Raw genomic sequence first — 23,653 nt, 5'->3', positions numbered from 1 at the left:
ATATGGATCTCGGCCTCGCCGACCGCACCGTACTGGTCACCGGCGGCAGCTCGGGCGTCGGCCTGGCCACGGTCCGCGCCCTGATCGAAGAAGGCGCCCGGGTCGCCACCTGCGGCCGGGACGCGGACCGGCTCGCCCGGGCCGCCGCCGGTCTCGGCGCCGGCCCCGACCGGCTGCTGACCGGCGTGTGCGACGTCCGGGACGCCGCCGCGGTGCGTCACTTCACCACCAGGACCGCCGAGCACTTCGGCGGTCTGGACGGACTCGTCAACAACGCCGGCCAGTCGCGGATGAAGAACTTCGCCGAGTCGGACGCCGATGACTGGCGCGACGAACTGGAGCTGAAGTTCGCCGGCGTACTCAACCCGCTGCACGCGGGACTCGATCACCTCCGCGCGTCTGCGGTCGCGTCCGTCGTCAACGTCAACGCCGTTCTCGCCAAGCAGCCGGAACCCCGGCTGATCACCACCAGTGCGGCGCGCGCCGGGATTCTGAACCTCTCCAAGTCGCTGTCCCAGGAGCTGGCCGGGGACGGGATCCGCGTCAACTCGGTCTGCCTGGGGCTCGTCGACACCGGGCAGTGGACCCGCCGCCATGCCGCGTCCGGCAGCGCGCTGCCCTACGAGCAGTGGCAGGCGGCGCTCGCGGCCGACCGTGGGGTCGCGCTCGGCAGGCTCGGCCGCGCCGAGGAGGTCGCCTACGCGGTGGTCTCCCTGCTCTCGCCCCGTGCCTCGTACATCACCGGCACCAGCATCGACGTCTGCGGCGGCGTCGGCCGCTCCATCCTCTGAGGAGACCCACCATGCGATACACCACCGGAGGCGATCTCCTCGTCGCCGTCCTGCGCGAACTCGGCATCGACACCGTGTTCGGCATCGTCAGCGTGCACAATCTGCCGCTGGTCGAGGCCGTCGACCGGGAGTTGCGGTTCGTACCCGTACGCCACGAGGCCACCGCGGTCAACGCCGCGGACGCCTACGGACGGGCTCGCGGCTCCCTCGGCTGTGCGCTCACCTCGACGGGTACCGGCGCGGGCAACGCGGCGGGCTCGCTGGTCGAGTCCCTCAGCTCGGGTACCGCCGTCCTGCATGTCACCGGGCAGATCGAGAGCACCTTCCTCGGCAGCGGGCGCGGTTTCATCCATGAGACCAAGGACCAGCTCGCCATGTTGCGTGCGGTGTCGAAGTACGCCGCGACGGTGACGTCCACCGAGGACGCCGGGCGGATTCTGCGCGAGGCCGCGCAGGCGGCACTCGCCGCGCCGGGCGGTCCCGGCAGCGTGGAGTGGCCCGTCGACCTGCAGTACGCGACGCAGACCGACACCGGCGCCCGGACGACACGGGCCGTGAACCCGGTCCCCGACGCCGGTGAGCTGGACGGCGCGGCCGCGCTGCTGGCCTCGGCCCGGCGCCCGCTGATCTGGGCGGGCGGCGGAGCGACCGGCGCCGGTCAGCAGCTGAGCGCTCTGCTCGAGGCGACCGGCGGCGGCCTGCTGACGTCGAATTCCGGGCGCGGCGCGGTACCGGAGGACCACCCGCAGGTCATCGGGAACTTCGCCACCACCGAGGCGGGGCGCGCCCTGTTGGCCGAAGCGGACGTCCTGCTGACGATCGGCACGCACTTCCGCTCCAACGAGACGGCCGACTACGCTCTCCCGCTCCCCGAGGCCCATATCCAGATCGACATCGACGCCGACGCGCCCGGCCGGGTCTATCCGGCGCGCCACGCCCTGCACGGCCACGCGCCCGACGTGCTGGACGCCCTGCTGCCGCACGCCGTGGCGGCCGAGACCGGCTGGACCGGACGGGTCACCTCGGTACGCGAGGAGGTGCGGGCCGATCAGCGCGATGCCATCGGACCGCAGGCGGCGATCTGCGAGGCGATCCGGGCGGCGCTGCCCCGCGCGGCGGTGGTGGCCCGCGATGTGACCATCGCGTCGAGCAGCTGGGGCAACCGGCTGCTGGAGATGTACGACCCTAAGGACAACGTCTTCCCGCGTGGCGGCGGCATCGGGCAGGGCCTCGGCATGGGCATCGGAGCCGCCGTCGCCCGCGCCGGTGCGCCGACGGTGGTGATCGCCGGTGACGGCGGCCTCGCGGTGCATCTCGGCGAGCTCCTCACGCTCGCCCAGGAGCGGCCCGCACTGACCCTCATCGTCTTCAACGACGGGGGTTACGGGGTGCTCCGCAACATGCAGGACCGCCACAGCGATCGCCGCTCCGGGGTGGACCTCGCCACGCCGGACTTCGAGCAGCTGGCGGGGGCCTGCGGTCTGCCGTACGCGCGGATCGCGGCGCCGGAGCACGCACAGCCCGTCCTGGACCACGCCATCGCCTCCGGCGGGCCCGTGCTGGTCGAGGTCGACCTGGCGGAGCTCGGCCCGATGAAGAGTCCGTTCACCCCACCCGTCAAGATCCCCACCGCGTAGGGAGGCCGCCATGGACGCGCCCCGAGAGCTCAGGCTCGAACTTCTTGTACGCACCATGACCTGGGAGGCCGAAGGGGTCCTCTCGGTCGAGCTGGTCCACCCGGACGGCAAGCCGCTGCCCGGCTGGGAGCCGGGTGCCCATCTCGATGTGGAGGTGGGCGGACGGATCCGGCAGTACTCCCTGTGCGGAGATCCGCAGGACGTGAGCCGGTACCGGATCGCGGTACTCAACGAGCCGTCGTCCCGGGGTGGCTCACGCTACGTGCACACCGAGCTGCGGCCGGGCCGGACGGTCACCGTCGTGGGACCGCGGAACCACTTCGCCCTGGTCGACGCCGCTCGGTACGTCTTCATTGCCGGCGGTATCGGGATCACCCCGATCCTGGCGATGGCCCGGGAGGCCGACCGGCGCCGCACGCCGTACACGCTGGTGCACGGCGGCCGGACCCGCGCCTCGATGGCCTTCGGGTCCGAGCTGGCCGCGCTCACCGGCGGTGACGTGACGTTCCACCCGCAGGACGAGCTGGGCCACATCGACCTGGGGCGGGCGCTGGCCGACGTGGCGGCCGGCACCCTGGTGTACTGCTGCGGGCCCGAGCCGCTGCTCGCCGCCGTGGAGGCGGCCTGCCCCGCCGAGCTGCTGCGGGTGGAGCGGTTCGCCGCCCCGGTCGCCGAGCACACCGGCGACGACCCGGCTTTCGAAGTCGAGTGCCGGGCCTCCGGAGCGACCGTCACCGTCGACAGCAACACCTCCGTCCTGGCGGCCGTCGAGGCGGCGGGCATCGGCGTCGGCAGCTCCTGCCGGGACGGCATCTGCGGCACCTGCGAGACCCGGGTGCTCGACGGCGTACCCGACCACCGCGACTACGTCCTCAGTGAGGCCGAACACACCTCGAACGCGACCATGATGATCTGCGTCTCGCGCTGTGCGTCCGGCCGCCTCGTCCTCGATCTGTGAAGCAGCTGTCCGTGAACCAGCTGTCCATGAACCACCTGGAGGCACCGTGACCACCGACTGGCCCTACCTGGACGTGCATCAGTCACGCACCCACGAGCCGACCCCCTACGAGCACCAGCTCGCCTCGACGCTCGAAGAGGTCTTCACCAAGGACGGTCACGAACTGGCCGATGTCGTCAGGGGACTGAACGCACGACAGGTGCACTCCCCCGACGGCACGCCGTGGACCGAGGAGTCCTTCCGTACCGAGATCCACCGCCTGGGAGCGTGACATGACCACTCTGACCGCTGACCACATCTACGCGACCGGGCTGCGCAACCAGTGGCACCCCGTCGTGCCCTCGCACTTCGTGGCACCGGGCGCCATGCGCAAGGTCACCGTGCTCGGTGAGCCATGGCTGCTCTTCCGCCGCTCGGACTCCACCCTGAGCATGCTCGCCGACCGCTGCCCGCACCGCGGCGCGCCCCTCTCGCTGGGCAAGCACCTCGGCGACCGGGTCGCCTGCTGGTATCACGGCGTGGAGGTCGAAACGGACGGCACCGTCTCCTCCGTTCCCGGTCTGCCCGGCTGCAACCTGGAGGGCAAGAAGCTGGTGCGGAGCCTGCCCGTGCGGGAGGTGGGTGGGGCGATCCTCGCGTACTTCGGCGACGAGCGGCACCCCGACCCGGCCGAGCTGACGCTGCCCGAGCCGCTCACCGATCCGGACACGGACGCGTTCCTCTGTTACGCCGAGTGGAACGGTCCCTGGCGCTTCGCGGTGGAGAATCTGCTCGACCCCATGCACGGCGCGTTCCTGCACCACGACTCGCACACCATGTACGACGGGGACACCACCGCCAAGTTCCGCATCCGGGAAACCGGCCGCGGTTACTTCTTCGAGAAGACCGACCAGCGGGGGGTCAACTTCGACTGGGTGGAGCTGTGCCGCACCGGTGTCGACTGGGTGGACCTGTCCATCCCGTACCCGCCGTCGGCCGGCCCCGGCGGCCCGTTCGGCATCGTCGGCATGGTCTGCCCGGTGGACGAGAACCGTACGGGGGTCTTCTTCTGGCGTTACCGCACGGTCCAGGGCTGGCAGCGGGACAGCTGGCGCTTCCTCTATCGGACTCTGATCGAGAAGCGCCACTGGGAGGTGCTGGAGCAGGACCGGGTCATGCTGGAGGCGATGCCCGCGGACGCCGATCAGCGGGAGAATCTCTACCAGCACGACCTGGGCGTGGTCCGGCTGCGCCGGATGTACCGGGCGGAGGCCGAAGCTCAGGCCGCCGCACCGGCCGCCGGGCCGGCGGTCTGAGCGTTCTTCCGGCCGCTTCCGGTCAGTCGGAGTCCGTGATGGACCGTTCGAGCTTGGAGAGCAGGCGCGCGATCTGGCGCGATTCGGCAGGGGTGAGTCCGCCGAGCATCCGGCGTTCGTTGTCGAGATGCTCGGCGAACACCTCGTCGACCTTGGTGAGTCCGGCGTCGGTGAGCCGCGAGTACACCACCCGCCGGTCGCCGGCGTCCCGTTCGCGGACGATCAGGCCGTCCTTCTCCAGCCGGTCCATCCGCAGCGTCACTCCGGCCGACGAGACCAGTCCGGAGTCGGCGAGCTGCCCCGCGGTGAGCCGGTACGGCGCGCCGGCCCGGCGCAGCGCGGTCAGCACGTCGAAGCCGGCGACCGAGAGTCCGTGCCGGTCGATCGCCCCGGTGAGCCGGGTGCTGTAGTGCAGGAAGGTGCGGTGCAGCCGGGCGAGCACCTCCAGCGGCGACGTGTCGAGCTCGGGACGCTCTCTCGCCCAGTCCTCGATGATCGACGCGACGGCATCCTGCTGAGCTCCCGCCGCCTTCTTCCCCGTCATCCGCCACACCCTCGCTGTCGCCGCTTCCACGGTCCGTTACGAGGAAACCTTAGCCCTCAAATAACCGGCGGATCCACGGACCCCTGTGCACACGCCCCCTCGCAGGCCCCATAATCAGAGCAGATACATCGGATGTCTGTTGAGGCGAGGTTCCCATGGCTGTGACCGACGAGGCCATCGAGAAGATCAAGGAAATGATCGTCTCCGGTGCGCTCGGGCCGGGGGACCGGCTGCCCAAGGAGAGTGAGCTGGCAGCCGATCTCGGGCTGTCCCGCAATTCGCTGCGGGAGGCGGTGCGGGCGCTGTCGCTGATCCGGATCCTGGACGTACGGCAGGGCGACGGCACCTATGTGACCAGCCTCGATCCGCAACTGCTGCTGGAAGCGATGAGCTTCGTGGTGGACTTCCACCGCGACGACACGGTGCTGGAATTCCTGGCCGTCCGGCGCATTCTCGAACCGGCGGCGACCGCGATGGCCGCGCACCGGATCGGCAAGGAGGAGCTGGACACGCTGACGGCCCAGCTGGACGCCCTGGGCCCGCAGCCGTCGGTGGAGGAACTGGTCGCCTGCGACCTGGAGTTCCACCGGGGCATTGTGCAGAGTTCGGGCAATTCGGTGCTCTGCTCGCTGCTCGACAGCCTCTCGGGACCGACCACCCGGGCGCGGGTGTGGCGCGGGCTGACCCAGGAGGACGCGGTCAGCCGCACGCTGCACGAGCACCGTGCCATCCTGACCGCGCTCAGGGACCGGGACGCCGAGGCGGCCCGGTCCTGGGCGACGGTGCACATCGCGAGCGTCGAGCAGTGGCTGCGGTCGACGCTGTGACGGGCTGCCGCATCAGCGTGCTTCTCAGTCCTGCTTCTCGCCGCTGGCGAAGCGCGAGATGACCAGCGCGACGATGATGATCGCGCCGTTGAGGAACTGGTTCCACAGTGCCGGAACACCGCCGAGGGTCATCACATTGACGACGAGCTGAAGGGTGAGTACGCCGGTGAGCGCGCCGAACAGCGTGCCGCGGCCGCCCTTCAGGCTGATGCCGCCGATCACGGCGGCGGCGAAGACCTGGAAGATCCAGCCGTTGCCCTGGTTGGCCGCCACCGACCCGTAGTGCCCGGTGTAGAGCACCCCGGCGAAGGCGGCCAGCAGCCCGCCGACGGCCAGCACGATCCAGGTGATCCGGTCCACCCTGATACCGGCCGCCCGCGCCGCCTCCGGGTTACCGCCGATCGCGTACAGCGCGCGTCCGTGACGCAGCCAGGCCAGCGCAGCGCCGCCGATGGCGAAGAGTGCCAGGCAGATCCAGACGGCGGCCGGGGCGCCCAGCCAGGAGGCCCTGCCCAGGTAGCTGAAGGAGGACGGTACTTCGATGATCGACTTGCCCTCGGTGATGCCGATCTGGAGTCCGCGCAGCATCGTCAGCATGCCCAGCGTGGCGATGAAGCCGTTGACCCTCAGCTTGAGCATGAGAAAGCCGTTGACGGCGCCGATGAGGATGCCGACCAGCAGGCAGGCCGGGATCGCCATCCAGGACGGCAGCAGCCCCAGGCCGTCGAAGCGGCCGCCGTGCGAGGGCAGTACCAGCCACATCGCGATGACCGGTGCGATGCCGATCGTCGACTCGAGGGACAGGTCCATCCGCCCGCAGATCAGGATAAGCGCCTGGCCCAGCACGAGCAGACTCAGCTCGGAGGACTGCTGGATGACGCTGATCAGGTTGTCCGAGGTGAGAAACACCGGCGAGACGATGAATCCGATCACCATGAGCACCAGGATCACCGGCACGAGCGAGAAGTCGCTCCAGCGGATCAACGCCAGCCTGCCCCGCAGCGGACCGGCCTGCGCCGTCGTCCCGTCGGCCGTCAGCGGCCCGATCGTGTCGGTCATGCCTGTTCCCCCACGCCTTCCATGGCGGCGACCAGTTCCCCGTCCGCCCACCCGCTGTCGTATGCGGCGACCACCCGGCCGTGGAAGAGCACGACCACCCGGTCGCACACCCGCAGGTCGTCGAGTTCATCGGAGATGATCACTGCGGCATTGCCCTCGTCCGCGACCCGGCGCACCACGCCCAGGAGGGAGTCCTTGGATCTGACGTCCACCCCGGCCGTCGGCCGTACCGCCACCAGCGTGCTGGGCTTCCGGGCGAGTGCCCTGGCGACCACGACCTTCTGCTGGTTGCCGCCGGAAAGACCGGCGACCCGCTGGTCGGGTCCGGTCGTCTTGATGTCCAGCGAAGCGATCATGGACCGGGCGAACTCCCTGGTCCGGGAGGGCAGTACGGTCCCCCAGGGCCCGAGCTGGTCGGCGACGGTCAAGGTGGCGTTCTCCGCGATGCTGCGCTCCGGCACGAGCCCCTGGCGGTGGCGGTCCTCGGGGATGTAGCCGATGCCGGCGCCGAGCGCGTGCGGAACGCTGCCGGCGCGAACGCCGCGGCCGCGCACCTCCACCCGGCCGCCGGTCGCCTTGCGCATGCCGACGAGGGTCTCGCCCAGTGCGGTGTTCCCGCTGGCCGCGGCCCCGGCGACGCCGAGCACCTCGCCCGACCGGACCTCGAGGTCCAGCGGCTCGAACTCGCCTTCCAGCGCGAGCCCCCGGGTACGCAGCAAGGGCTCGGCCGCACCGGGTACGCCACCGGCACCGCGTGCCCGGTCGGCGACCGCGTGCCAGGACGAGGCGCCGGTGCTCGACTCACCCGTCATGGCCGACACCAGGTCGGTCTTGGTCAGCTCGGCGACCGGAGCGGTGAGCACATGCCGGGCGTCCCGGTAGACGGTGACCGCGGAGCAGAGTTCGTACACCTCCTGGAGATGGTGCGAGATGAAGAGGAACGCCACCCCCTGGCTCTGCAGTGCCCGGAGCTTGCTGAACAGGCTCTGGATGCCGCGGGCGTCGAGCTGGGCGGTCGGCTCGTCCAGGATGATCAGCCGGGCGCCGAAGGAGAGCGCGCGGGCGATCTCCACGAACTGCACCTGCTCCACGGTGAGGTCCTTCGCCCTCGCACGGGGATCGACGTCCACCCCGTACTCGGCGAGCAGCGCCTCGGCCCGATTGCGCAGCCGGCTCCAGCCGATCCAGCGGCCGCCCGAGCCGGCCGGGTCGAAGTGGTTGAGGAAGAGGTTCTCGGCGACCGTGAGGTCGGGGACGACCATGGACTTCTGGTAGACGCAGGCGACCTTCGACTGCCAGGCCGTGGTGTCTCCGAAGTCGGGCGCCGGCCGGCCGCTGAAAGCGACCCGGCCCGCGTCGGGTCGGTGCAGTCCGGTGATGACACCGACCAGCGTCGACTTGCCCGCGCCGTTGCGCCCGACGAGGGCGTGCGACTCGCCGGGCTCGACCGTGAGGCGGACATCGTCGAGCGCGACGGTCGGACCGAAGCGCTTCACGATGCCCTCCGCGTGAACGGCCGGTGCGCCGTGTTCGGCGGATGCGTCAGGAACAGCAGGTGCGTCCGGCATGGCTAGTTCTTCTTCTCCAGCTGGTTGGCCCACAGCTTCGGATCGTTCACGTTCGCCTTGGTGACGAGCGGCGCGGGGAGCTGGTCCTCGAAGCCGTTCGGGATCTTGATGATGGTGGAGTCGTGATCGGTGGCGCCGGGCTGGAACGTCTTGCCGTCGAGCGCCGCCTTCGCGTAGTACAGCGCGTACTTGGCGTACAGATCGGCGGGCTGGGAAATCGTCGCGTCGATCTTCCCGGCCTTGATGGCGTCGAACTCCTCGGGGATGCCGTCGTTGGAGATGATGGTGATGTGGCCCTTGGTACCGGCCGGCTTCAGCAGCTTCTTCTGCTCGAGCAGTGCCAGGGTGGGCTGCAGGAAGACACCGCCGGCCTGCATGTAGATGCCTTTGATGTCCGGGTGGGCGGCCAGCGTGGACTGCAGCTTGGCCGAGGCGACGTCACCCTTCCAGTCGGTGGCCAGCTCGAAGACCTTGATCTTCGGGAAGCTCTTGATCATACAGCCCTTGAACGCCTCCGAGCGGTCACGCCCGTTGATGGAGGACAGATCGCCCTGGAACTCGACGACCTTGCCCTGACCCTTCAGCTGCTTGCCGAGGTACTGGCAGGCCTTCTCGCCGTACGCGCGATTGTCCGCGCGCACCACCATGTACACCTTGCCCTTGTCGGGCCGGGTGTCGACGCTGATGACCGGTATCTTCTTCTTGTTCAGGCTCTGCAGCGTCGAGGCGATCGCGCCGGTGTCCTGCGGGGCCATGACGACGGCCTTCGCACCCTGGTCGCTGAAGGTCTGGACGTTGGCGACGAGCTTGCCGATGTCGTTCTGTGAGTTGGTCAGCGGCAGTGCCTCGACCTCCCCGGCGTCCACCCCCTTCTTGATGTACTGCTGGTAGGAGTTCCAGAAGTCGCTGTCGCTGCGCGGCAGGTCGATGCCGACCTTCTGATCCCCCGATCCGCTTCCCGTGTCGCGGTTGCAGCCCGCGAGGGCGGCCACCGCCAGCAGTACGGCACAGGCCGCCGCACTCGTCGTACGCACTCTCATTGGTTTCCCGTCCTTGTTCGAGTGGCGCTTGATGCTGTTGCCGGCCGGTGCGGCCGTACGGTTTTCAGTCGGCGGCCGGGCGCAGCCGCAGGCCCTGCATGCCGCCGTCGACCGCGAGCGCCGTCCCGGTGACGGCGGCCGCTGCGGGACTCGCGAGGTAGACGACGGCCGCCGCCACTTCTTCCGCGGTGACCAGTCGTCCGGTGGGCTGGCGGGCGTTGAGGGCCGCACGCTCGGCCGCCGGGTCGTCGGCCTGTCCCAGCAGGCGTCCGATCCAGGGGGTGTCGGCGGTGCCCGGGTTGACGCAGTTGACCCGGATCCCTTCGCGGACGTGGTCGGCGGCCATCGCCAGGGTCAGCGACAGGACCGCGCCCTTGCTCGCGCTGTAGAGGGCACGCTGCGGGAGTCCCGCGGTCGCGGCGATGGAGCAGGTGTGGGTGACCGACACGCAGCCGGGCCGCTCGCTCGCGGCCCGTCGCAGGTGCGGCAGCGCGTGCCGGGCGGTGCGGACCATGCCGAGGACGTTGATGTCCAGGACGCGCCGCCACTCCTCGTCCGGGTTGTCGGCCACCGTGCCGATCGCGCCGATCCCGGCGTTGGACACCACGGTGTGCAACGCGCCGAACTCGGCGGCGGCCGCGGCCACCGCGTCCCGTACCGCGGCGTCGTCAGTGACGTCGGCCCGCAGGGCGAGGGTGCCCGCGGGCGCTTCTGCGGTCTCGCGGTCGATGACCGCCACCCGCGCGCCGCGTGCGGACAGTTCGGCGGCGATGGCCGCTCCGATGCCGGAGGCGCCTCCGGTGACAAGGGCCGCAAGCCCCTCGAAGTCGCGTACAGCGGTCACGCGTTGACCTCCTCGGTGGTACGGCGGGCCTGCCAGACGGGCCCGTCCGGGTAGCGGTGTGCGGCGATCGAGCCGGGGTGCATACGGGCGGAGAACCCGGGAGCGCTCGGCGCGGTATAGCGTCCCCCGGCGATCACCGCGGGGTCCACGAAGTGTTCGTGGAGATGGTCGACATATTCGATCACCCGGTCGTCCCAACTGCCGGAAACCGCGACGAAGTCGAACATCGCGAGGTGCTGGACCAGTTCGCACAGGCCGACCCCGCCGGCGTGCGGGCAGACCGGGACGCCGAACTTGGCGGCGAGCAGCAGGATCGCCAGGTTCTCGTTGACGCCGGCCACCCGGGCGGCGTCGATCTGCACGAAGTCGACGGCGCCGGCCTGCAACAGCTGCTTGAAGACGACACGGTTGGCGACGTGCTCACCCGTGGCCACCCGCACCGGCTGCCCGGCACGCACCGCCGCGTGGCCGAGGATGTCGTCCGGGCTGGTCGGCTCCTCGATCCAGTGCGGTCCGTAGGGGGCGAGGGCAGCCATCCAGCGCAGCGCGTCGGGTATGTCCCAGCGCTGGTTGGCGTCCACCGCGATACGGATGCCGGGCCCGACGGCCGCCCGGGCGAGCTTCATCCGGCGCACGTCGTCGTCGAGATCGGCGCCGACCTTGAGTTTGATCTGGCCGAACCCCGCGGCGACGGCCTCCTCGGACAGCCGGACCAGCTTCTCGTCCGAGTAGCCGAGCCAGCCGGGGGACGTGGTGTACGCGGGGTAGCCGTCGGCGCGGAGCAGCGCGGCCCGTTCGGCGCGGCCGGGTTCGGCGGCCCGCAGGATGGCGAGGGCTTCGTCCGGGGTGAGCGCGTCCGTGAGATAGCGGAAGTCGACGAGCGAGACCAGTTCCTCGGGCGACAGGCCGGCCAGGAACTCCCACACCGGAACGCCTGCGGCGGTCGCGGCGAGGTCCCAGGCCGCGTTGACGACCGCGCCCGCCGCCATGTGCATCACCCCCTTCTCGGGGCCGAGCCAGCGCAGCTGCGAGTCGTGGGTGAGGTCGTGGTGCAGTTCGGCGAGTTCCGCCACGGCGAGCGGGGCGGGCCGGCCCACGACATAGGGCCGCAGCGCCTCGATGGCGGCGGCGGTGACATCGTTGCCGCGGCCGATGGTGAAGCAGAAGCCGTGGCCCGCGACGCCGCCCGGCGCGTCGGTGTCGATCACCACGTAGGCCGCGGAGTAGTCCGGGTCCGGGTTCATGGCGTCCGAGCCGTCCAGCTGTTCCGAGGTGGGGAACCTGATGTCGTAAACCTCGAACCCCGTGACGGTCGGGCGCATGCACACTCCTCGAAGAACATCGGACCTTTACGCGGTCATCCGATGTATAGACCGTCGGCTGGCCGAACGTCCAGAGCCGGGACGGAAAATCATCTGTACAGCTCGGATGAATCGACGCCGTCGGGGCAGGCTGACTGCACTGCCGCGCGTATCGGCGGAGCCGATCGGTGCAGCACGGGGGCTGCGGCCGGGCCCTGCGGAAGCCGTAAGGTTGGTGGGTACGTGAAAAACTTCGGAAGGAGGCACTGGGTGATCGAGCTCGAGGGAGTTCCCGAGCTGATCGACCCGGTCATGGTGGCGGCGTTCGAGGGCTGGAACGACGCCGGCGACGCTGCCTCCACCGCGGTCGCTCATCTGGACCGGGAATGGAAGGGCGAGGTATTCGCGGCGCTCGACGCCGAGGACTACTACGACTTCCAGGTCAACCGGCCGACGGTATTCCTGGAGGCCGGGGTACGCAAGGTCACCTGGCCCACCACCCGGCTCTCGGTGGTACGGGTCGGCGGCGACAAGCCCCGTGACCTCGTGCTGGTCCGCGGCATCGAGCCGTCGATGCGCTGGCGGTCGTTCTGTAACGAGATCCTCGGCTTCGCCCATGAACTCGGCGTCGAGATGGTGGTGGTGCTGGGCGCGCTGCTCGGCGACACGCCGCACACCCGGCCCGTCCCGGTGAGCGGAGTCACCTCGGACGCCGATCTGGCGCGGACCATGGATCTCGAGGAGACCAGGTACGAGGGGCCGACCGGCATCGTCGGCATCCTTCAGGAGGCGTGCACCCATGCGGGCGTCCCCGCGGTGAGCCTGTGGGCCGCGGTCCCGCACTACGTGTCGCAGCCGCCCAATCCGAAGGCGACGCTGGCGCTGCTGAACCGTCTGGAGGATCTGCTCGACCTGCGTATCCCGCTGGGCGAACTGCCCGAGGACGCACGTGCCTGGCAGGTGGGCGTGGACCAACTGGCCTCCGAGGACAGCGAAGTGGCCGAGTACGTCCAGACGCTCGAGGAGGCACGCGACACCGCGGAGCTCCCCGAGGCGTCCGGTGAGGCCATCGCCCGGGAGTTCGAGCGGTATCTGCGGCGGCGCGACGGGGGCCCGGGCCCGGGTGGGCAGCAGACCGGCGGCCACGCCACGGAGGGCGGCGACAGCGGGAGTTACCGGCGGGACACCGCCGGCGGGCTCGGCGGTCCCGGCGGGCCCGGTGGCAGGACCAGACCGCCGAAACCCCAGCGACCCGACGCCGATTCCGGCGGCGGTGGCGATGCCGGGGGGGCACCGGACGAGGAGGACGGCCCGGAGCGGCCCTCCGAGGAGTGAGCCGGAACGCGGATACGGGACGGGGAGAGAGGCACCGCCTCTCTCCCCGTCCCGTATCCGCTGCGCGCTACCGCGCCGTCAGAGCGCTACCCCGAGCAGCGCGTCGACGGCCCGCGACACCAGGCCGGGCGCGCCTTCCTCGGTACCGCCTTCGGCCTGCTGGAGAGCGGCCCACCGGTCGACGGCGCGGAGCGCGGCCGGTGCGTCGAGGTCGTCGGCGAGCGCCGCCCTGATCTCCTGGACGAGCGCGTCGGCGGACGGCCCGTCGGGCCGCGAGACGGCCGCTCGCCAGCGTCCGAGCCGCTCGACGGCGTCCTGGAGCACCTGATCCGTCCACTCCCAGTCGGCACGGTAGTGGTGCGCGAGCAGCGCGAGCCGGATGGCGGCCGGGTCGACGCCGTCGTGACGCAGCTTCGAGACGAAGACCAGGTTGCCCTTGGACTTGGACATCTTCTCGCCGTCCAGGGCGACCATTCCGGCGTGCACATAGGTCTGGGCGAAGGGAAACTCGCCGGTCAGCGCCTGGGCGTGCGAGGCGCCCATCTCGTGGTGCGGGAAGGCGAGGTCGGACCCGCCGCCCTGCACGTCGAAGCCCATCCCGAGATGGTCGAGCGCGATGGCCACACACTCGATGTGCCAGCCGGGCCTGCCGCGGCCCAGCGTGCCGCCGTCCCAGCTCGGCTCGCCCTCCCGGGCGGCCATCCAGAGCATCGGGTCGAGCGGGTTCTTCTTGCCGGGACGCTCGGGGTCTCCGCCCCGCTCGGCGGAGAGCAGCCGCATCGTGTCGGCATCGAGGCGGGACACCTCACCGAAGTGCGCGTCGCTCTCCACGGAGAAGTACACGTCGCCCTCGAGCTCGTACGCCGCGCCGCAGTCCCGGAGCCGCTCGACGAGCGGCACGATGCCGGGTATCGCTTCGACGGCGCCGATGTACTGCTTCGGCGGGAGCATCCGCAGGGCGGTCATGTCCTCCCGGAAGAGGGCCGTCTCGCGCTCCGCGAGTTCGGTCCAGTCCTGACCGTCGCGGACCGCCCGCTCCAGCAGTGGATCGTCCACGTCGGTGACGTTCTGGACGTAGTGAACCTGCCGCTTGGTGTCGAGCCACACGCGCTGCACGAGGTCGAACGCGTTGTAGGTCGCCGCGTGACCGATGTGGGTCGCGTCGTACGGCGTGATGCCGCAGACATAGATGCGGGCGACGGGACCGGGGTGCAGGGTGATCCGACCGCCGGTCGCGGTGTCGTGGATCTCGAGGTCGGCGCCCTTACCGGGCAGGGCGGGAACCTCAGAAGCGGGCCAGGCATGCATGTCATGAGCGTAACCGGACGTCAGTTCCGCAGACCAACCGGACGGGGCATTGGCTGGTTCAGGCGGTCTTGCGTGGCTGGGCCCGTTGTGCGGGGGCCCGGTTCCGGACCGGCAGCCGATCAGACCGGCGGCCACGGGATGGCCGGCCACTCCCCGCTCGGCTCCGGGTGGCGTCCGCTCGTCCGCAGCGCCGTGACCCGCTCCCGCAGCGCCTCCAGCTCGGCCGGCGTTATCAGCTCGGCAAGACGGGTGGCCAGTGCCGTGTCCGGCGCCAGGTCGCCCGCGAGCCGGGCCAGCGCTTCGCCGGCCTCGGCCGTCAGCGGTTCCCCGGCCCAGCCCCACAGCAGGGTGCGGAGCTTGCCGTCGGTGTTGAAAGTGACCCCGTGGTCGATGCCGTACAGCCGCCCCTCGCCGGTCGGCAGCAGATGTCCGCCCTTGCGGTCGGCGTTGTTGATCACCGCGTCCAGCACCGCCAGCCGGCGCAGCCGGGCGTCGTCCGCGTGCACCAGCAGCGCGGTGCGCCCCTCCCCCACCTCGGCGAAGGTGATGGCCTTCCATCCCTCGCCGGGCTCCTCCTCCTCGACGAGAGCCAGCAGCGACGGCTCCGCGTCGGACTCGATCCACAGCTGGCACATGCCCTCGCCGTACGGCCCGTCCCGCAGCACGGTCGGCGGGATCAGACTCCAGCCCATCGCCTCGGAGATCTCGTACGCGGCCACCTCGCGCTGGGCCAGCGTCCCGTCGGGGAAATCCCAGAGCGGCCGCTCCCCGGCGACCGGCTTGTACACGCAGGCCGCCTCCTCGCCCTCGTAGGAGACCGAGCAGTACAGCACGGCGTTCGACGCCTCGCGCACCCGGCCGCGCACCGTCAGCTCGCCCCTGGTGAGGAGCTCGGTGGCGGTCAGGCTCCGCGGCGGTATCCGTTCTGGCGCGGACATACGTGTCCCTCCGGGTCGAGCGGCAGGCTGCACAGCGGGCACGGCGGGCGCCCCGCGTTGACGACGTCGAGCGCTCGCTTGGCGAACGCCCGGGCCTGGGCCCCGGTCAGCCGCACGCGGAGCATCGGCGGGCCGTTCTCGTCGTCCTGGAGGAGCCGTTCCTCGGCCTCCGCCAGGTCCTCGTCGTTCTCGGCCTCCAACTCGACCAGGGCCTGGGCCTCGATGATCATGCGCTGTTCGTCGCCGTCCCAGGCCAGGGCCATGGTGCCGACGCGGAACTCCTCGTCGACGGGGGCCTCCAGCGGTGCGGTGTCGCCCGCCTCGGGCGGGGCGACCGCCGGGACCGGGGAGTTGCCCCCGGTCCTGCGCACGACCTCGTCGAGCAGTTCGTCGATGCGCTCGGCCAGCGCGGCCACCTGGGTCTTCTCCAGAGCCACGCTGGTGACCCGTGGCCCGGACGAGGCCTGCAGGAAGAACGTACGACGCCCAGGCAGCCCGACCGTACCGGCAACGAAGCGGTCCGGTGGGTCGTAGAAGTACACCTGACGGGACACGTCCTGATCTCCATAAGGGTTCGACTGCGGGATGGACCGGTGTGGAACGGACCGGTAGGGGGTGAACCGGAATCGCGGGTGGTCCTGCTTACAGCCAGCCCACCCTACTGCGCCGATCGATCACGGTGCGCCCGCGCCACCGCCGACTGCCGCGTCCGTTCCCGAAGCGCTCTCGCGCGGCGCGGGCGAAGTCAGTTCACCGGTGTCGCCGAGGCGTACGAGGAAGGGGCGGAGCCGGGTGTAGCGGATCACGGTCAGGGAACACGGGTCCACGTGAATCCGCTGGAAGAGGTCGAGGTGCATGCCGAGGGCGTCCGCGACGATCGACTTGATGATGTCGCCGTGCGAGCACATCGCGTACACCGCGTCCTCACCGTGCTCGGCCTCGATACGGGCGTTCCAGTCGCGTACCGCGTCCACCGCCCTGGCCTGCATCCCCCGCATGGACTCGCCGCCGGGAAAGGCGGCCGAGGAGGGATGCTGCTGCACCACCGTCATCAGCGGCTCGTCCGCGAGTTCGGCGAGTTTGCGGCCCGACCAGTCGCCGTAGTCGCACTCACTGATCCGGTCCTCGGTGTGCAGCGGTACGTCGGGGCGGGCCGCCAGCAACGGCGCCAGCGTCTCCTGGCAGCGCTGCAGGGGGCTCGTAACCGCCGCCGCGAGTTCCATCCCGGCCAGCCGGTCCGGCAGCGCGGCGGCCTGGGCGGCGCCCCGCTCGTCGAGCGAGACACCGGGGGTGCGGCCCGCAAGCACCCCGGAGGTGTTGGCGGTGGAGCGTCCGTGTCGTACGAGGATCAACGTGGCCATGGCAGCCAGCGTAGGACACCCGGGCCGAGCGGCCCCAGGATGTGCGACCGGGACGTCGTCAGGGAAGAATGCGCGCCGTGATTGTCGACTGCGCCATTTACCGTGACGGACGCCGCGTCGAGGGGCCCCCGGACTTCTCCGATGCGCTCGACGAGGCGCGGGGCCACGGAGACGCCTTCCTGTGGATCGGACTGCACGAGCCGTCGGCGAAGGAATTCGAGCTGGTCAGCAGCGAGTTCGGGTTGCACGCCCTGGCGGTGGAGGATTCGCTGCGGGCCCATCAGCGGCCGAAGCTCGAGGTGTACGACGATTCGCTCTTCATGGTGCTGAAACCGGTGATGTACGAACCGCGGAGCGACACCGTGACCACCGAGGAGTTGATGATCTTCGTCGGGGATTCCTTCGTGGTGACCGTGCGGCACGGTGCGGGCGCGCCGCTGGCCGCCGTGCGCGAGCGGCTCGAGGACGAGCAGGACGTACTCAAGCACGGTCCGACAGCCATTCTGTACGCGGTGAGCGATGCCGTCGTGGACCACTACATGGACGTGGCCGCCGAACTGCAGACGGACCTGGAGGAGCTGGAGACCGAGGTCTTCGCGCCCAGTGGCGGCGACACGAAGAACACCGCGTCGCGGATCTACACGTTCAAGCGGCAGGTCCTGGAGTTCCGTCGCGCGACCGGGCCGCTGGCGGCCCCCATGGAGCGGCTGGCCGGGTCCGGGCTGCCTTTCGTGCAGGAACGCTCCCGGCCGTTCTTCCGGGACGTCAGCGACCACCTCACGCGCGCCAACGAGCAGGTCGAGGGTCTGGACAGGCTGTTGTCCGACATCCTCTCGGCGCACCTCGCGCAGATGGGCGTCCGGCAGAACGACGATATGCGCAAGATCTCCGCCTGGGCGGCCATGGCCGCCGTGCCGACCATGGTGGCGGGCATCTACGGGATGAACTTCCAGCACATGCCGGAGTTGACCTGGACCTGGTCCTATCCGGTGGTCATCGCGGTGATGGCCGGCATCGTCTTCGGCCTCTACCGGCAGTTCAAACGGCGTGGCTGGCTCTGACGCCCCGCTGAGCCGCGGACCGGCGGGCCGCCGCGCGTAACCGACGTGCCGGTGAGGCGTTGTTCAGGGCGACGGCCGTGGCGGGGATGACCCCCCGAGCCCCCACCACGGCCGCAGACCTCGATCAGGCGGGTCCGGGCGTGTGTCCGGAGCCGCCTGATCTTCGTCCTAGGCCAGACCGGCCCGCTCCAGGGCGTCCGTGCCGGCCCGCAGGGCGGCGAGCCGCTCGTCGAGGGTGAAGCCCGCAGGAGCCAGCGTCAGCGTGGTGACCCCGACGGCGGCATAGGCCTGCATCCGGTCGGCGATGCGGTCCACCGAGCCGAGCAGCGTGGTTCGGTCGATGAGCTGATGCGGCACGGCGGCGGCCGCGCCCTGCTTGTCACCTGCCAGGTACTTGTCCTGGATCTCGGCGGCCTCCTTCTCGTAACCCATGCGCTGCGCAAGGCGGTTGTAGAAGTTCTGCTTGCGGCTGCCCATACCGCCGACATAGAGCGCGGTGTAGGGACGGAAGGTGTCGGCGAGGGCGCTCACGTCCTTGTCGTCGCCGAGCGCCAGCGGCACCGTCGGACACACGTCGAATCCCTCCAGCGTCCGGCCGGCCTTCTCCCGCCCCGCCCGGAGGTGACGCAGCGCGGTGTCCTCGAGGTGTTCGGCCGACGGGAAGATCAACAGGGCGCCGTCGGCGATCTCGCCGGTCTGCTCCAGGTTCTTGGGGCCGATGGCGGCGATGTAGAGCGGAATGTGCTCGCGCTGCGGGTGCACGGTGAGCTTGATCGGCTTGCCCGGCCCGTCGGGCAGCGGAAGCGTCCAGTGCTCGCCCTCGTACGAGAGGCGCTCGCGGGACATCGCCTTGCGGACGATCTCGACGTACTCACGAGTGCGGGACAGCGGCTTGTCGAACTTGACCCCGTACCAGCCCTCCGAGACCTGGGGTCCGGACACGCCGAGTCCCAGGCGGAAACGGCCGCCGGAGAGCGAGTCGAGCGTGGCGGCCGTCATCGCGGTCATCGCGGGCGCGCGGGCCGGGATCTGGAAGATCGCGGAACCCACGTCGATCTTCTCGGTCTTGGCGGCCACCCAGGACAGCACGGTGGGGCCGTCGGAGCCGTATGCCTCGGCCGCCCAGCAGACGTCGTAGCCGAGCCGGTCCGCCTCCTGGGCGACGGCGAGGTTGTCGCCGTCCATCCCGGCGCCCCAGTAGCCGAGGTTGATTCCGAGCCGCATGACCGCTCCCTTACTGATCAGTAACGTCCTTGTTCCGGGGACTCTAGCGCGCGGGAGCGGGATCCGTCAGTGGCGCGTTGCCCCCGGGCTCCCCCCGTGCGCGCCCGCGACCAGTAATCTCAGCGGCCATGGAGCAGAGGCATCTCGGCCGTACGGGCCTGCGCGTATCCCGGATCGGGCTCGGCACCCTCACCTGGGGCAGGGGGACCGATGAGCAGGACGCCGCCGACCTGCTGAAGACCTTCTGGGAGGCGGGCGGCACGCTGGTTGACACGGCGGACGTGTACAGCGACGGGGACGCCGAATACATCGTCGGGCAGCTCTGCGAACGGCTGGTGCCGCGCCGCGAACTGGTCATCGCGACCAAGGCGGGCAGCGTGCCGGACCCTTACCGCCGCTTCGACGGTTCACGCGGCCACCTGCTGGCCGCGCTGGACGCCTCGCTGGAGCGCCTCGGGACCGACTACGTCGATCTGTGGCAGGTGCACGCCTTCGATCCCCGGACACCGCTGGACGAGACCCTCCAGACGCTCGACATCGCGGTCAGCAGCGGCCGGGCGCGTTACGCGGGCCTGTCCAACTTCTCCGGCTGGCAGCTGGCCAAGGCGGCGACCTGGCAGCTGGCGGCGCCCGGGGTGCGGACCCGGCTGGCCAGCACCCAGATGGAGTACTCGCTGCTGCAGCGCGGCGTCGAACGGGAGGTGCTGCCGGCCGCCGTGGACCTGGGGGTCGGGCTGCTGCCCTCCTCCCCGCTGGGGCGTGGGGTACTCACCGGCAAGTACCGCCACGCGACCCCAGCCGATTCGCGTGGCGCCTCGGAGCAACTGGCGCCCTTCGTCGCGCCCTATCTCGACGACGCGGCGAGCCGCATCGTCGACGCGGTCGCCATAGCGGCCGACGGGCTCGCCACCACGCCCCTGGAAGTGGCGCTCGCCTGGGTCCGGGACCGGCCGGGGGTGGTCGCGCCGATCGTCGGCGCGCGCACGGCGCAGCAGCTCGCGGCGGCGTTGTCAGTGGAGACGCTTAGTCTTCCTGACGAGATCTGCCGGGCGCTCGACGACGTGTCGGAGCCCGTACACCGTTATCCCGACCAGGACTGGACCGAGCTGTGAGTACGGACCGCGTCGCCGCCGAGCCCCACAACGAGGCCGGCATCGAGACAGGCACCGAGGCCGAGACCGCGGGGACCGGCGCCGCGCCCCGGGCCGGCGGCACGCCCGGGACCGAAGCCACGCCCGGTTCCGGGACGCCGGAGAGCGATGACGCCACGGAGAGCTCCGGGCACCGTGGCAAAGAGGGCCCGGCCGAACCGGACCAGGGCACGGGTGAAGGCACCGGCAGGGAAGATTCCGCGGAGCCCGGGCGGGCCGATGGCTCCGAGGCGCCAGCCGTGTCCGAGGCGGAGGCCGAGCTGGCGGCGCAGCGTGAGCTGGCGGCCCGGATCGAGCAGCGCAAGGCCGAGAGGGACGGGCCGATCGAGGCAGGCGCCAAGCTGAGCGGCCCGGCCGCCGATCTCCTTGCCGCGGTCCGCGCGGTGGAGAGCGGTGAGCGGCCTCCCGCCGCGCACTTCCCGCCCCCCGCGCCCGAGCCGCGCCGCCCCGCACCCGCCACCCCGGTGCGACCGACCGGCGCGGCGGCACCGGAGGCCACCGCTGCGGCCGCCGGTCCGGAGGCCGTGGCGGCCGTACGGGCCGTACTCACCCGGGGCGGCGCGCCGGAGACGCTGGCCGCGCGGGCCGCCGAAGCACTCGGTGAGCAGGCCGCCGATGCGCTGCGCGAGGACCCGTGGCAGTTGCTCGCCGTGCCGGGGGTCGCGCCCGAGCACGCCGACAGCTTCGCGCGTGCGCTGCTCGGCCCGGAGTGCGGTCCCGGCGACGAACGGCGCGCGGCGGCCCTGGTCGGCTGGTTGCTGGAGCGGGCCGCCCTCCGAGGCCACACCGCGCTGGACGCGGCCACGGTGCGTGCGGCGCTCGCCGAACACGCCGTACCGGACCCCGACGAGGCACTGCAGAGCGCGATCGCCGAAGGCGTGGTGCTGGTCTTCCAGGACGCACTGGAGGACACCCCGGATCAGCCTGCGGCGCGGGGCACCGCGGCCGAGGACGCCGAGGGCGAAGGGGAGCCGGAACAGCCGGTACGGGTGCTGCTGGGCCTCGACCGTTATGCCCTCGCCGAGGAGAGCCTGGCGGACGGACTCGGCAGGCTGGCCAACGCCGGTTCGCTCACCGGCGAGGAGCTCGACTGGGAGCCCGCCACCGCAGGGGCCGGATCTCCTTCCGCCGCCGAACTCATCCGCTCGGTGGCCGGCCACGGTCTGGTCGCCCACACCGGCGGCGAAGCGGCACGCGCCGAGCCGGTGGCGTTGGTGGCGGCGGCCCGTGCCCTCGGTCTGCGGGCCTACGCGGCGGCCCACACCCCCGACGGCCGGCGCAGGCTGGCCGCGGCGCTGGACGACGCAGCGGCCGCCGTCACGGTCGCCGGGCTGCTCGCCGGTTCGGAGGGCCCCGGGAGGGACGGCGAGGGGGCGCTGGCACTCGATCTGATCGCCGTCCTCGACGCCCCGCAACTGGATGTCGAGAGCGCCGCGAACCTGGTCGAATCGCTGGCCGACGGCAGCCGTCTCGTCCTGTCCGGAGACCCCGGTGTGCTCGGTTCGGCGGGCGCCGGACAGGTGTTCGCCGATGTACTGGCTGCGCGCATGTGCCCCCAGGTCGCCTCCCGCACCCCCGACCCCGGGCCGATCGGTGAGCTGGTCTCCGGCATCGGGATCGGCGAGCTGAGCCAGGTCGAAGCGCCCGGCCGTGAGGTGGTGATCGTCCCCGTGCGGGACGCCGGGGAGGCGGTGCACCGTACCGTCCAGCTGGTCGCCGACTCCGTGCCCAGGGCCATCGGCGTGCCGACGGACGACACCCAGGTCATCACCCCGGACCATGGTGGTTCGGCGGGTACCCGCGCGCTCAATGCGGCGCTCAAGGAACGGCTCAACCCGGGCCCGGGACGCTTCGGCGGCTTCGACCCCGGCGACCGGGTCGGCTACGCCCCCGCACCGGGCCGGACGCTGCCCGGCACGGTCGTATCGGCGGACGCCGAAGGGCTGCGGCTGGACTGTTCGGGCACGCCCGTCCTCGTACCGAAGGACCGGGTGGCGTCGGCGGTGCGGCACGGCTGGGCGCTCACCGCGCACCAGGCGGCCGGGCTGCGCTGGCCGGCGGTCGTGGTGGTGCTGCCGGGCGATGCGGGGCGGGGTCTGAGCCGTCCGTGGGTGTACACCGCGTTCAGCCGCGCCGAGCGGCATCTGTCCGTGGTGCATGGCGTGGACCAGGCGCTGCCCCGCGCGGTGGCGGAAGTCCCCGCGCAGGAGCGCACCACCCGGCTGCGGACGCTGCTGCGGACGACGGCCGCGTAGCAGGACATCGAACCGCCGGTGGCTTCGGACACCGCGGCGGCCGGGGCGCGGTCCCCGGCCGCCGTTCACCGCACCGGTTCAGTCCCTGTCGTCCGCCGGTTCGCCGTCTGCCTCGTCTCCGTCGTCGCCCTCGTCGCTGTCGTCGGTCTCGTCGGTCTCGTCGTCGAACAACTCTTCGTCGTCGAAGACGGCACTGACATCGAAGCGGCACACGATCTGCTGCGGGTCCGCCTGGTCGAAGGGCGCATCCAGCCACTCCCCCGGCTCGGACGACTCGTCCACCGCCGAGACCCAGAGGGTGGAGTCGCCCTCCTCCAGGCCGAACTCCTTGTGCCGGGAGGCCACCTCATCGGGTTCGTACTCCCCGAACAGCACTCCGAGAGCGGCGTGCACACTGCTGCCGACGACCGCGGCGACACCGCTGCCGCTGTCCGCGTCAGGGTCGAGATCGACGATCCGCTGCGCCTGTGTCAGCAACCGCTGCGGCTCCACCACCGCGTAGTCGCGGCGGATCAGCACGCTCAGCGCGTGGGGCTCATCAGGGCCCGCGTAGGGCGGCAGCGAGTCGTCCGCTGCCGGGATCTCGAAGGGGGTGACCTCGTCGTACCGGTCGTAGAGCCTCTCGTCGTACACCTCGGCGGCCGCTGCCAGCGCGTTGAAGGCGCTGTAGACGGCCGGATCATCCTCTCCGGTGCGGGCTTCGACCGCCTCGAGGTGACGGTCCAGCGCGGCTTTGACCGCCTCGGCGGCGGCACGTACCTCGGCAACCGTGGGCTGCGCAGCATCAGACATAGAGCAGACGCTATCCGTACCGGGCCGTTGCCCGCACAATAGATGCGATGCCGGAATACGAATTTGTCGACGTGTACGTGCCGCGCGGGGTCTCCCGCTCGGAGACGACGCGTCTGCTCACCGACCACGCCGAGTACGGACACTGGGAACTGGACCGACTGACCCTGCACCGGGACGGCAGCCGCAGAGTGCGGCTGCGCCGGCGGATCATCCGCCAGGTGCGCGCCACCTGGTGATGCGGGTCAGCTGAGCAAGGAGGAGCGGGGGGGCCGCCGAGCCGGCGGCCGACCACGCGTACTCTTTGTCGGGGGCCGGCAGTGAAGAGCCCGCGCAAGGCGCGCGCCGGGCGCCCCCGGCAGATTAT

23 protein-coding genes are annotated in these 23,653 nt (G+C 71.2%); 11 read left to right on the top strand and 12 right to left on the bottom strand.

Annotated features, from left to right (window positions below; genetic code table 11):
- Positions 1-2 precede the first annotated feature (2 nt).
- The 5 genes from AB0M87_RS18780 to AB0M87_RS18760 are packed head-to-tail and all read left to right on the top strand — an operon-like array spanning position 3 to position 4,681.
- A complete protein-coding gene (locus AB0M87_RS18780; protein ID WP_365854206.1) occupies positions 3-791 on the top strand; it encodes an SDR family oxidoreductase in 789 nt (262 codons plus the stop codon).
- A gap of 11 nt (positions 792-802) precedes the next feature.
- The gene (locus AB0M87_RS18775; protein ID WP_365854204.1) at positions 803-2,428 is read left to right on the top strand and encodes a thiamine pyrophosphate-binding protein; all 1,626 of its coding nucleotides are present in this window, start codon (positions 803-805) and stop codon (positions 2,426-2,428) included.
- Positions 2,429-2,438: 10 nt separating this feature from the next.
- Entirely contained in the window at positions 2,439-3,386 is a 948-nt protein-coding gene (locus tag AB0M87_RS18770) for a PDR/VanB family oxidoreductase (RefSeq protein ID WP_365854202.1), read from the top strand.
- Between the two features lie 46 nt (positions 3,387-3,432).
- Positions 3,433-3,657 carry a recombinase-like helix-turn-helix domain-containing protein gene (locus AB0M87_RS18765; RefSeq protein ID WP_365854200.1) on the top strand — a complete coding sequence of 75 codons (225 nt, stop codon included), beginning with the start codon at positions 3,433-3,435 and terminating at the stop codon, positions 3,655-3,657.
- Position 3,658: 1 nt separating this feature from the next.
- The gene (locus AB0M87_RS18760; protein ID WP_365854198.1) at positions 3,659-4,681 is read left to right on the top strand and encodes an aromatic ring-hydroxylating dioxygenase subunit alpha; all 1,023 of its coding nucleotides are present in this window, start codon (positions 3,659-3,661) and stop codon (positions 4,679-4,681) included.
- 22 nt (positions 4,682-4,703) lie between these two features.
- Here the strand turns inward: AB0M87_RS18760 and AB0M87_RS18755 are convergent, their stop codons facing one another.
- On the bottom strand, positions 4,704-5,225 hold the full coding sequence (locus AB0M87_RS18755) for a MarR family transcriptional regulator (RefSeq protein WP_365854196.1): 522 nt from the start codon (positions 5,223-5,225) through the stop codon (positions 4,704-4,706).
- 155 nt (positions 5,226-5,380) lie between these two features.
- Here AB0M87_RS18755 and AB0M87_RS18750 point away from each other — a divergent pair, with 155 nt between their 5' ends.
- Positions 5,381-6,052: a FadR/GntR family transcriptional regulator gene (locus AB0M87_RS18750; RefSeq protein ID WP_365854194.1), complete on the top strand. Its 672-nt coding sequence runs from the start codon at positions 5,381-5,383 to the stop codon at positions 6,050-6,052.
- 24 nt (positions 6,053-6,076) lie between these two features.
- Here the strand turns inward: AB0M87_RS18750 and AB0M87_RS18745 are convergent, their stop codons facing one another.
- From AB0M87_RS18745 to AB0M87_RS18725, 5 genes are all read right to left on the bottom strand, one after another.
- Positions 6,077-7,111, bottom strand: a complete 1,035-nt coding sequence (locus AB0M87_RS18745; RefSeq protein ID WP_365854192.1) for an ABC transporter permease — start codon at positions 7,109-7,111, stop codon at positions 6,077-6,079.
- Entirely contained in the window at positions 7,108-8,679 is a 1,572-nt protein-coding gene (locus AB0M87_RS18740) for a sugar ABC transporter ATP-binding protein (RefSeq protein ID WP_365854190.1), read from the bottom strand. Before AB0M87_RS18740 ends, AB0M87_RS18745 begins: the two co-directional genes overlap by 4 nt.
- A 2-nt stretch (positions 8,680-8,681) precedes the next feature.
- Entirely contained in the window at positions 8,682-9,719 is a 1,038-nt protein-coding gene (locus AB0M87_RS18735; protein WP_365854188.1) for a sugar ABC transporter substrate-binding protein, read from the bottom strand.
- Positions 9,720-9,783: 64 nt separating this feature from the next.
- A complete protein-coding gene (locus AB0M87_RS18730; protein WP_365854186.1) occupies positions 9,784-10,563 on the bottom strand; it encodes an SDR family oxidoreductase in 780 nt (259 codons plus the stop codon).
- The gene (locus AB0M87_RS18725) at positions 10,560-11,885 is read right to left on the bottom strand and encodes an enolase C-terminal domain-like protein (protein ID WP_365854184.1); all 1,326 of its coding nucleotides are present in this window, start codon (positions 11,883-11,885) and stop codon (positions 10,560-10,562) included. The genes AB0M87_RS18730 and AB0M87_RS18725 overlap by 4 nt, the downstream gene beginning before the upstream one ends.
- A 249-nt stretch (positions 11,886-12,134) precedes the next feature.
- Here AB0M87_RS18725 and AB0M87_RS18720 point away from each other — a divergent pair, with 249 nt between their 5' ends.
- A complete protein-coding gene (locus AB0M87_RS18720) occupies positions 12,135-13,199 on the top strand; it encodes a PAC2 family protein (RefSeq protein ID WP_365854182.1) in 1,065 nt (354 codons plus the stop codon).
- A 78-nt stretch (positions 13,200-13,277) separates the two neighbouring features.
- Here AB0M87_RS18720 and mshC read toward each other — a convergent pair whose 3' ends face one another.
- The 4 genes from mshC to AB0M87_RS18700 all read right to left on the bottom strand — a co-directional run bounded on the left by mshC (position 13,278) and on the right by AB0M87_RS18700 (position 16,806).
- The gene (gene mshC / locus AB0M87_RS18715) at positions 13,278-14,507 is read right to left on the bottom strand and encodes a cysteine--1-D-myo-inosityl 2-amino-2-deoxy-alpha-D-glucopyranoside ligase (RefSeq protein WP_365854180.1); all 1,230 of its coding nucleotides are present in this window, start codon (positions 14,505-14,507) and stop codon (positions 13,278-13,280) included.
- Between the two features lie 119 nt (positions 14,508-14,626).
- The gene (locus AB0M87_RS18710; RefSeq protein WP_365854178.1) at positions 14,627-15,445 is read right to left on the bottom strand and encodes an SCO1664 family protein; all 819 of its coding nucleotides are present in this window, start codon (positions 15,443-15,445) and stop codon (positions 14,627-14,629) included.
- A complete protein-coding gene (locus tag AB0M87_RS18705; RefSeq protein WP_365854176.1) occupies positions 15,409-15,999 on the bottom strand; it encodes a DUF3090 domain-containing protein in 591 nt (196 codons plus the stop codon). Before AB0M87_RS18705 ends, AB0M87_RS18710 begins: the two co-directional genes overlap by 37 nt.
- Before the next feature lie 120 nt (positions 16,000-16,119).
- Complete coding sequence (locus tag AB0M87_RS18700; protein ID WP_365854174.1) at positions 16,120-16,806, bottom strand: histidine phosphatase family protein; 687 nt, start codon at positions 16,804-16,806, stop codon at positions 16,120-16,122.
- A gap of 68 nt (positions 16,807-16,874) precedes the next feature.
- Here AB0M87_RS18700 and corA point away from each other — a divergent pair, with 68 nt between their 5' ends.
- Positions 16,875-17,867, top strand: a complete 993-nt coding sequence (corA, locus tag AB0M87_RS18695) for a magnesium/cobalt transporter CorA (protein WP_365854172.1) — start codon at positions 16,875-16,877, stop codon at positions 17,865-17,867.
- Between the two features lie 168 nt (positions 17,868-18,035).
- Here corA and AB0M87_RS18690 read toward each other — a convergent pair whose 3' ends face one another.
- On the bottom strand, positions 18,036-19,091 hold the full coding sequence (locus tag AB0M87_RS18690) for an LLM class F420-dependent oxidoreductase (protein WP_365854170.1): 1,056 nt from the start codon (positions 19,089-19,091) through the stop codon (positions 18,036-18,038).
- Between the two features lie 128 nt (positions 19,092-19,219).
- On the opposite strand from AB0M87_RS18690, the gene AB0M87_RS18685 reads away from it, so the two are divergent.
- Together AB0M87_RS18685 and AB0M87_RS18680 are read left to right on the top strand one after the other, a co-directional pair.
- Complete coding sequence (locus AB0M87_RS18685) at positions 19,220-20,203, top strand: aldo/keto reductase (RefSeq protein ID WP_365854168.1); 984 nt, start codon at positions 19,220-19,222, stop codon at positions 20,201-20,203.
- On the top strand, positions 20,200-22,497 hold the full coding sequence (locus AB0M87_RS18680) for a helix-hairpin-helix domain-containing protein (protein WP_365854166.1): 2,298 nt from the start codon (positions 20,200-20,202) through the stop codon (positions 22,495-22,497). Before AB0M87_RS18685 ends, AB0M87_RS18680 begins: the two co-directional genes overlap by 4 nt.
- A 78-nt stretch (positions 22,498-22,575) precedes the next feature.
- Here the strand turns inward: AB0M87_RS18680 and AB0M87_RS18675 are convergent, their stop codons facing one another.
- On the bottom strand, positions 22,576-23,289 hold the full coding sequence (locus tag AB0M87_RS18675; RefSeq protein WP_365854164.1) for a hypothetical protein: 714 nt from the start codon (positions 23,287-23,289) through the stop codon (positions 22,576-22,578).
- 47 nt (positions 23,290-23,336) lie between these two features.
- Here AB0M87_RS18675 and AB0M87_RS18670 point away from each other — a divergent pair, with 47 nt between their 5' ends.
- Positions 23,337-23,525, top strand: a complete 189-nt coding sequence (locus AB0M87_RS18670) for a DUF5703 family protein (RefSeq protein WP_365854162.1) — start codon at positions 23,337-23,339, stop codon at positions 23,523-23,525.
- Positions 23,526-23,653: the final 128 nt, after the last annotated feature.

The sequence above is a fragment of the Streptomyces sp. NPDC051320 genome, assembly GCF_040682175.1.
Lineage (GTDB): Bacteria > Actinomycetota > Actinomycetes > Streptomycetales > Streptomycetaceae > Streptomyces.
Note: the sequence above shows the minus strand (reverse complement) of the source record. Positions and strands in the feature narration are given on the sequence as shown.

Bases quoted from the DNA above. Each gene is read 5' to 3' on its own strand.
- AB0M87_RS18760 (WP_365854198.1), top strand. From the start codon at position 3,659: ATGACCACTCTGACCGCTGACCACATCTACGCGACCGGGCTGCGCAAC.
- AB0M87_RS18740 (WP_365854190.1), bottom strand. From the start codon at position 8,679: ATGCCGGACGCACCTGCTGTTCCTGACGCATCCGCCGAACACGGCGCA.
- AB0M87_RS18775 (WP_365854204.1), top strand. From the start codon at position 803: ATGCGATACACCACCGGAGGCGATCTCCTCGTCGCCGTCCTGCGCGAA.
- AB0M87_RS18735 (WP_365854188.1), bottom strand. From the start codon at position 9,719: ATGAGAGTGCGTACGACGAGTGCGGCGGCCTGTGCCGTACTGCTGGCG.
- AB0M87_RS18755 (WP_365854196.1), bottom strand. From the start codon at position 5,225: ATGACGGGGAAGAAGGCGGCGGGAGCTCAGCAGGATGCCGTCGCGTCG.
- AB0M87_RS18725 (WP_365854184.1), bottom strand. From the start codon at position 11,885: ATGCGCCCGACCGTCACGGGGTTCGAGGTTTACGACATCAGGTTCCCC.
- AB0M87_RS18690 (WP_365854170.1), bottom strand. From the start codon at position 19,091: ATGCGGCTCGGAATCAACCTCGGCTACTGGGGCGCCGGGATGGACGGC.
- AB0M87_RS18685 (WP_365854168.1), top strand. From the start codon at position 19,220: ATGGAGCAGAGGCATCTCGGCCGTACGGGCCTGCGCGTATCCCGGATC.
- AB0M87_RS18780 (WP_365854206.1), top strand. From the start codon at position 3: ATGGATCTCGGCCTCGCCGACCGCACCGTACTGGTCACCGGCGGCAGC.
- AB0M87_RS18675 (WP_365854164.1), bottom strand. From the start codon at position 23,289: ATGTCTGATGCTGCGCAGCCCACGGTTGCCGAGGTACGTGCCGCCGCC.
- AB0M87_RS18750 (WP_365854194.1), top strand. From the start codon at position 5,381: ATGGCTGTGACCGACGAGGCCATCGAGAAGATCAAGGAAATGATCGTC.
- AB0M87_RS18745 (WP_365854192.1), bottom strand. From the start codon at position 7,111: ATGACCGACACGATCGGGCCGCTGACGGCCGACGGGACGACGGCGCAG.
- mshC (WP_365854180.1), bottom strand. From the start codon at position 14,507: ATGCATGCCTGGCCCGCTTCTGAGGTTCCCGCCCTGCCCGGTAAGGGC.
- AB0M87_RS18770 (WP_365854202.1), top strand. From the start codon at position 2,439: ATGGACGCGCCCCGAGAGCTCAGGCTCGAACTTCTTGTACGCACCATG.
- AB0M87_RS18700 (WP_365854174.1), bottom strand. From the start codon at position 16,806: ATGGCCACGTTGATCCTCGTACGACACGGACGCTCCACCGCCAACACC.
- corA (WP_365854172.1), top strand. From the start codon at position 16,875: ATGCGCGCCGTGATTGTCGACTGCGCCATTTACCGTGACGGACGCCGC.
- AB0M87_RS18670 (WP_365854162.1), top strand. From the start codon at position 23,337: ATGCCGGAATACGAATTTGTCGACGTGTACGTGCCGCGCGGGGTCTCC.
- AB0M87_RS18710 (WP_365854178.1), bottom strand. From the start codon at position 15,445: ATGTCCGCGCCAGAACGGATACCGCCGCGGAGCCTGACCGCCACCGAG.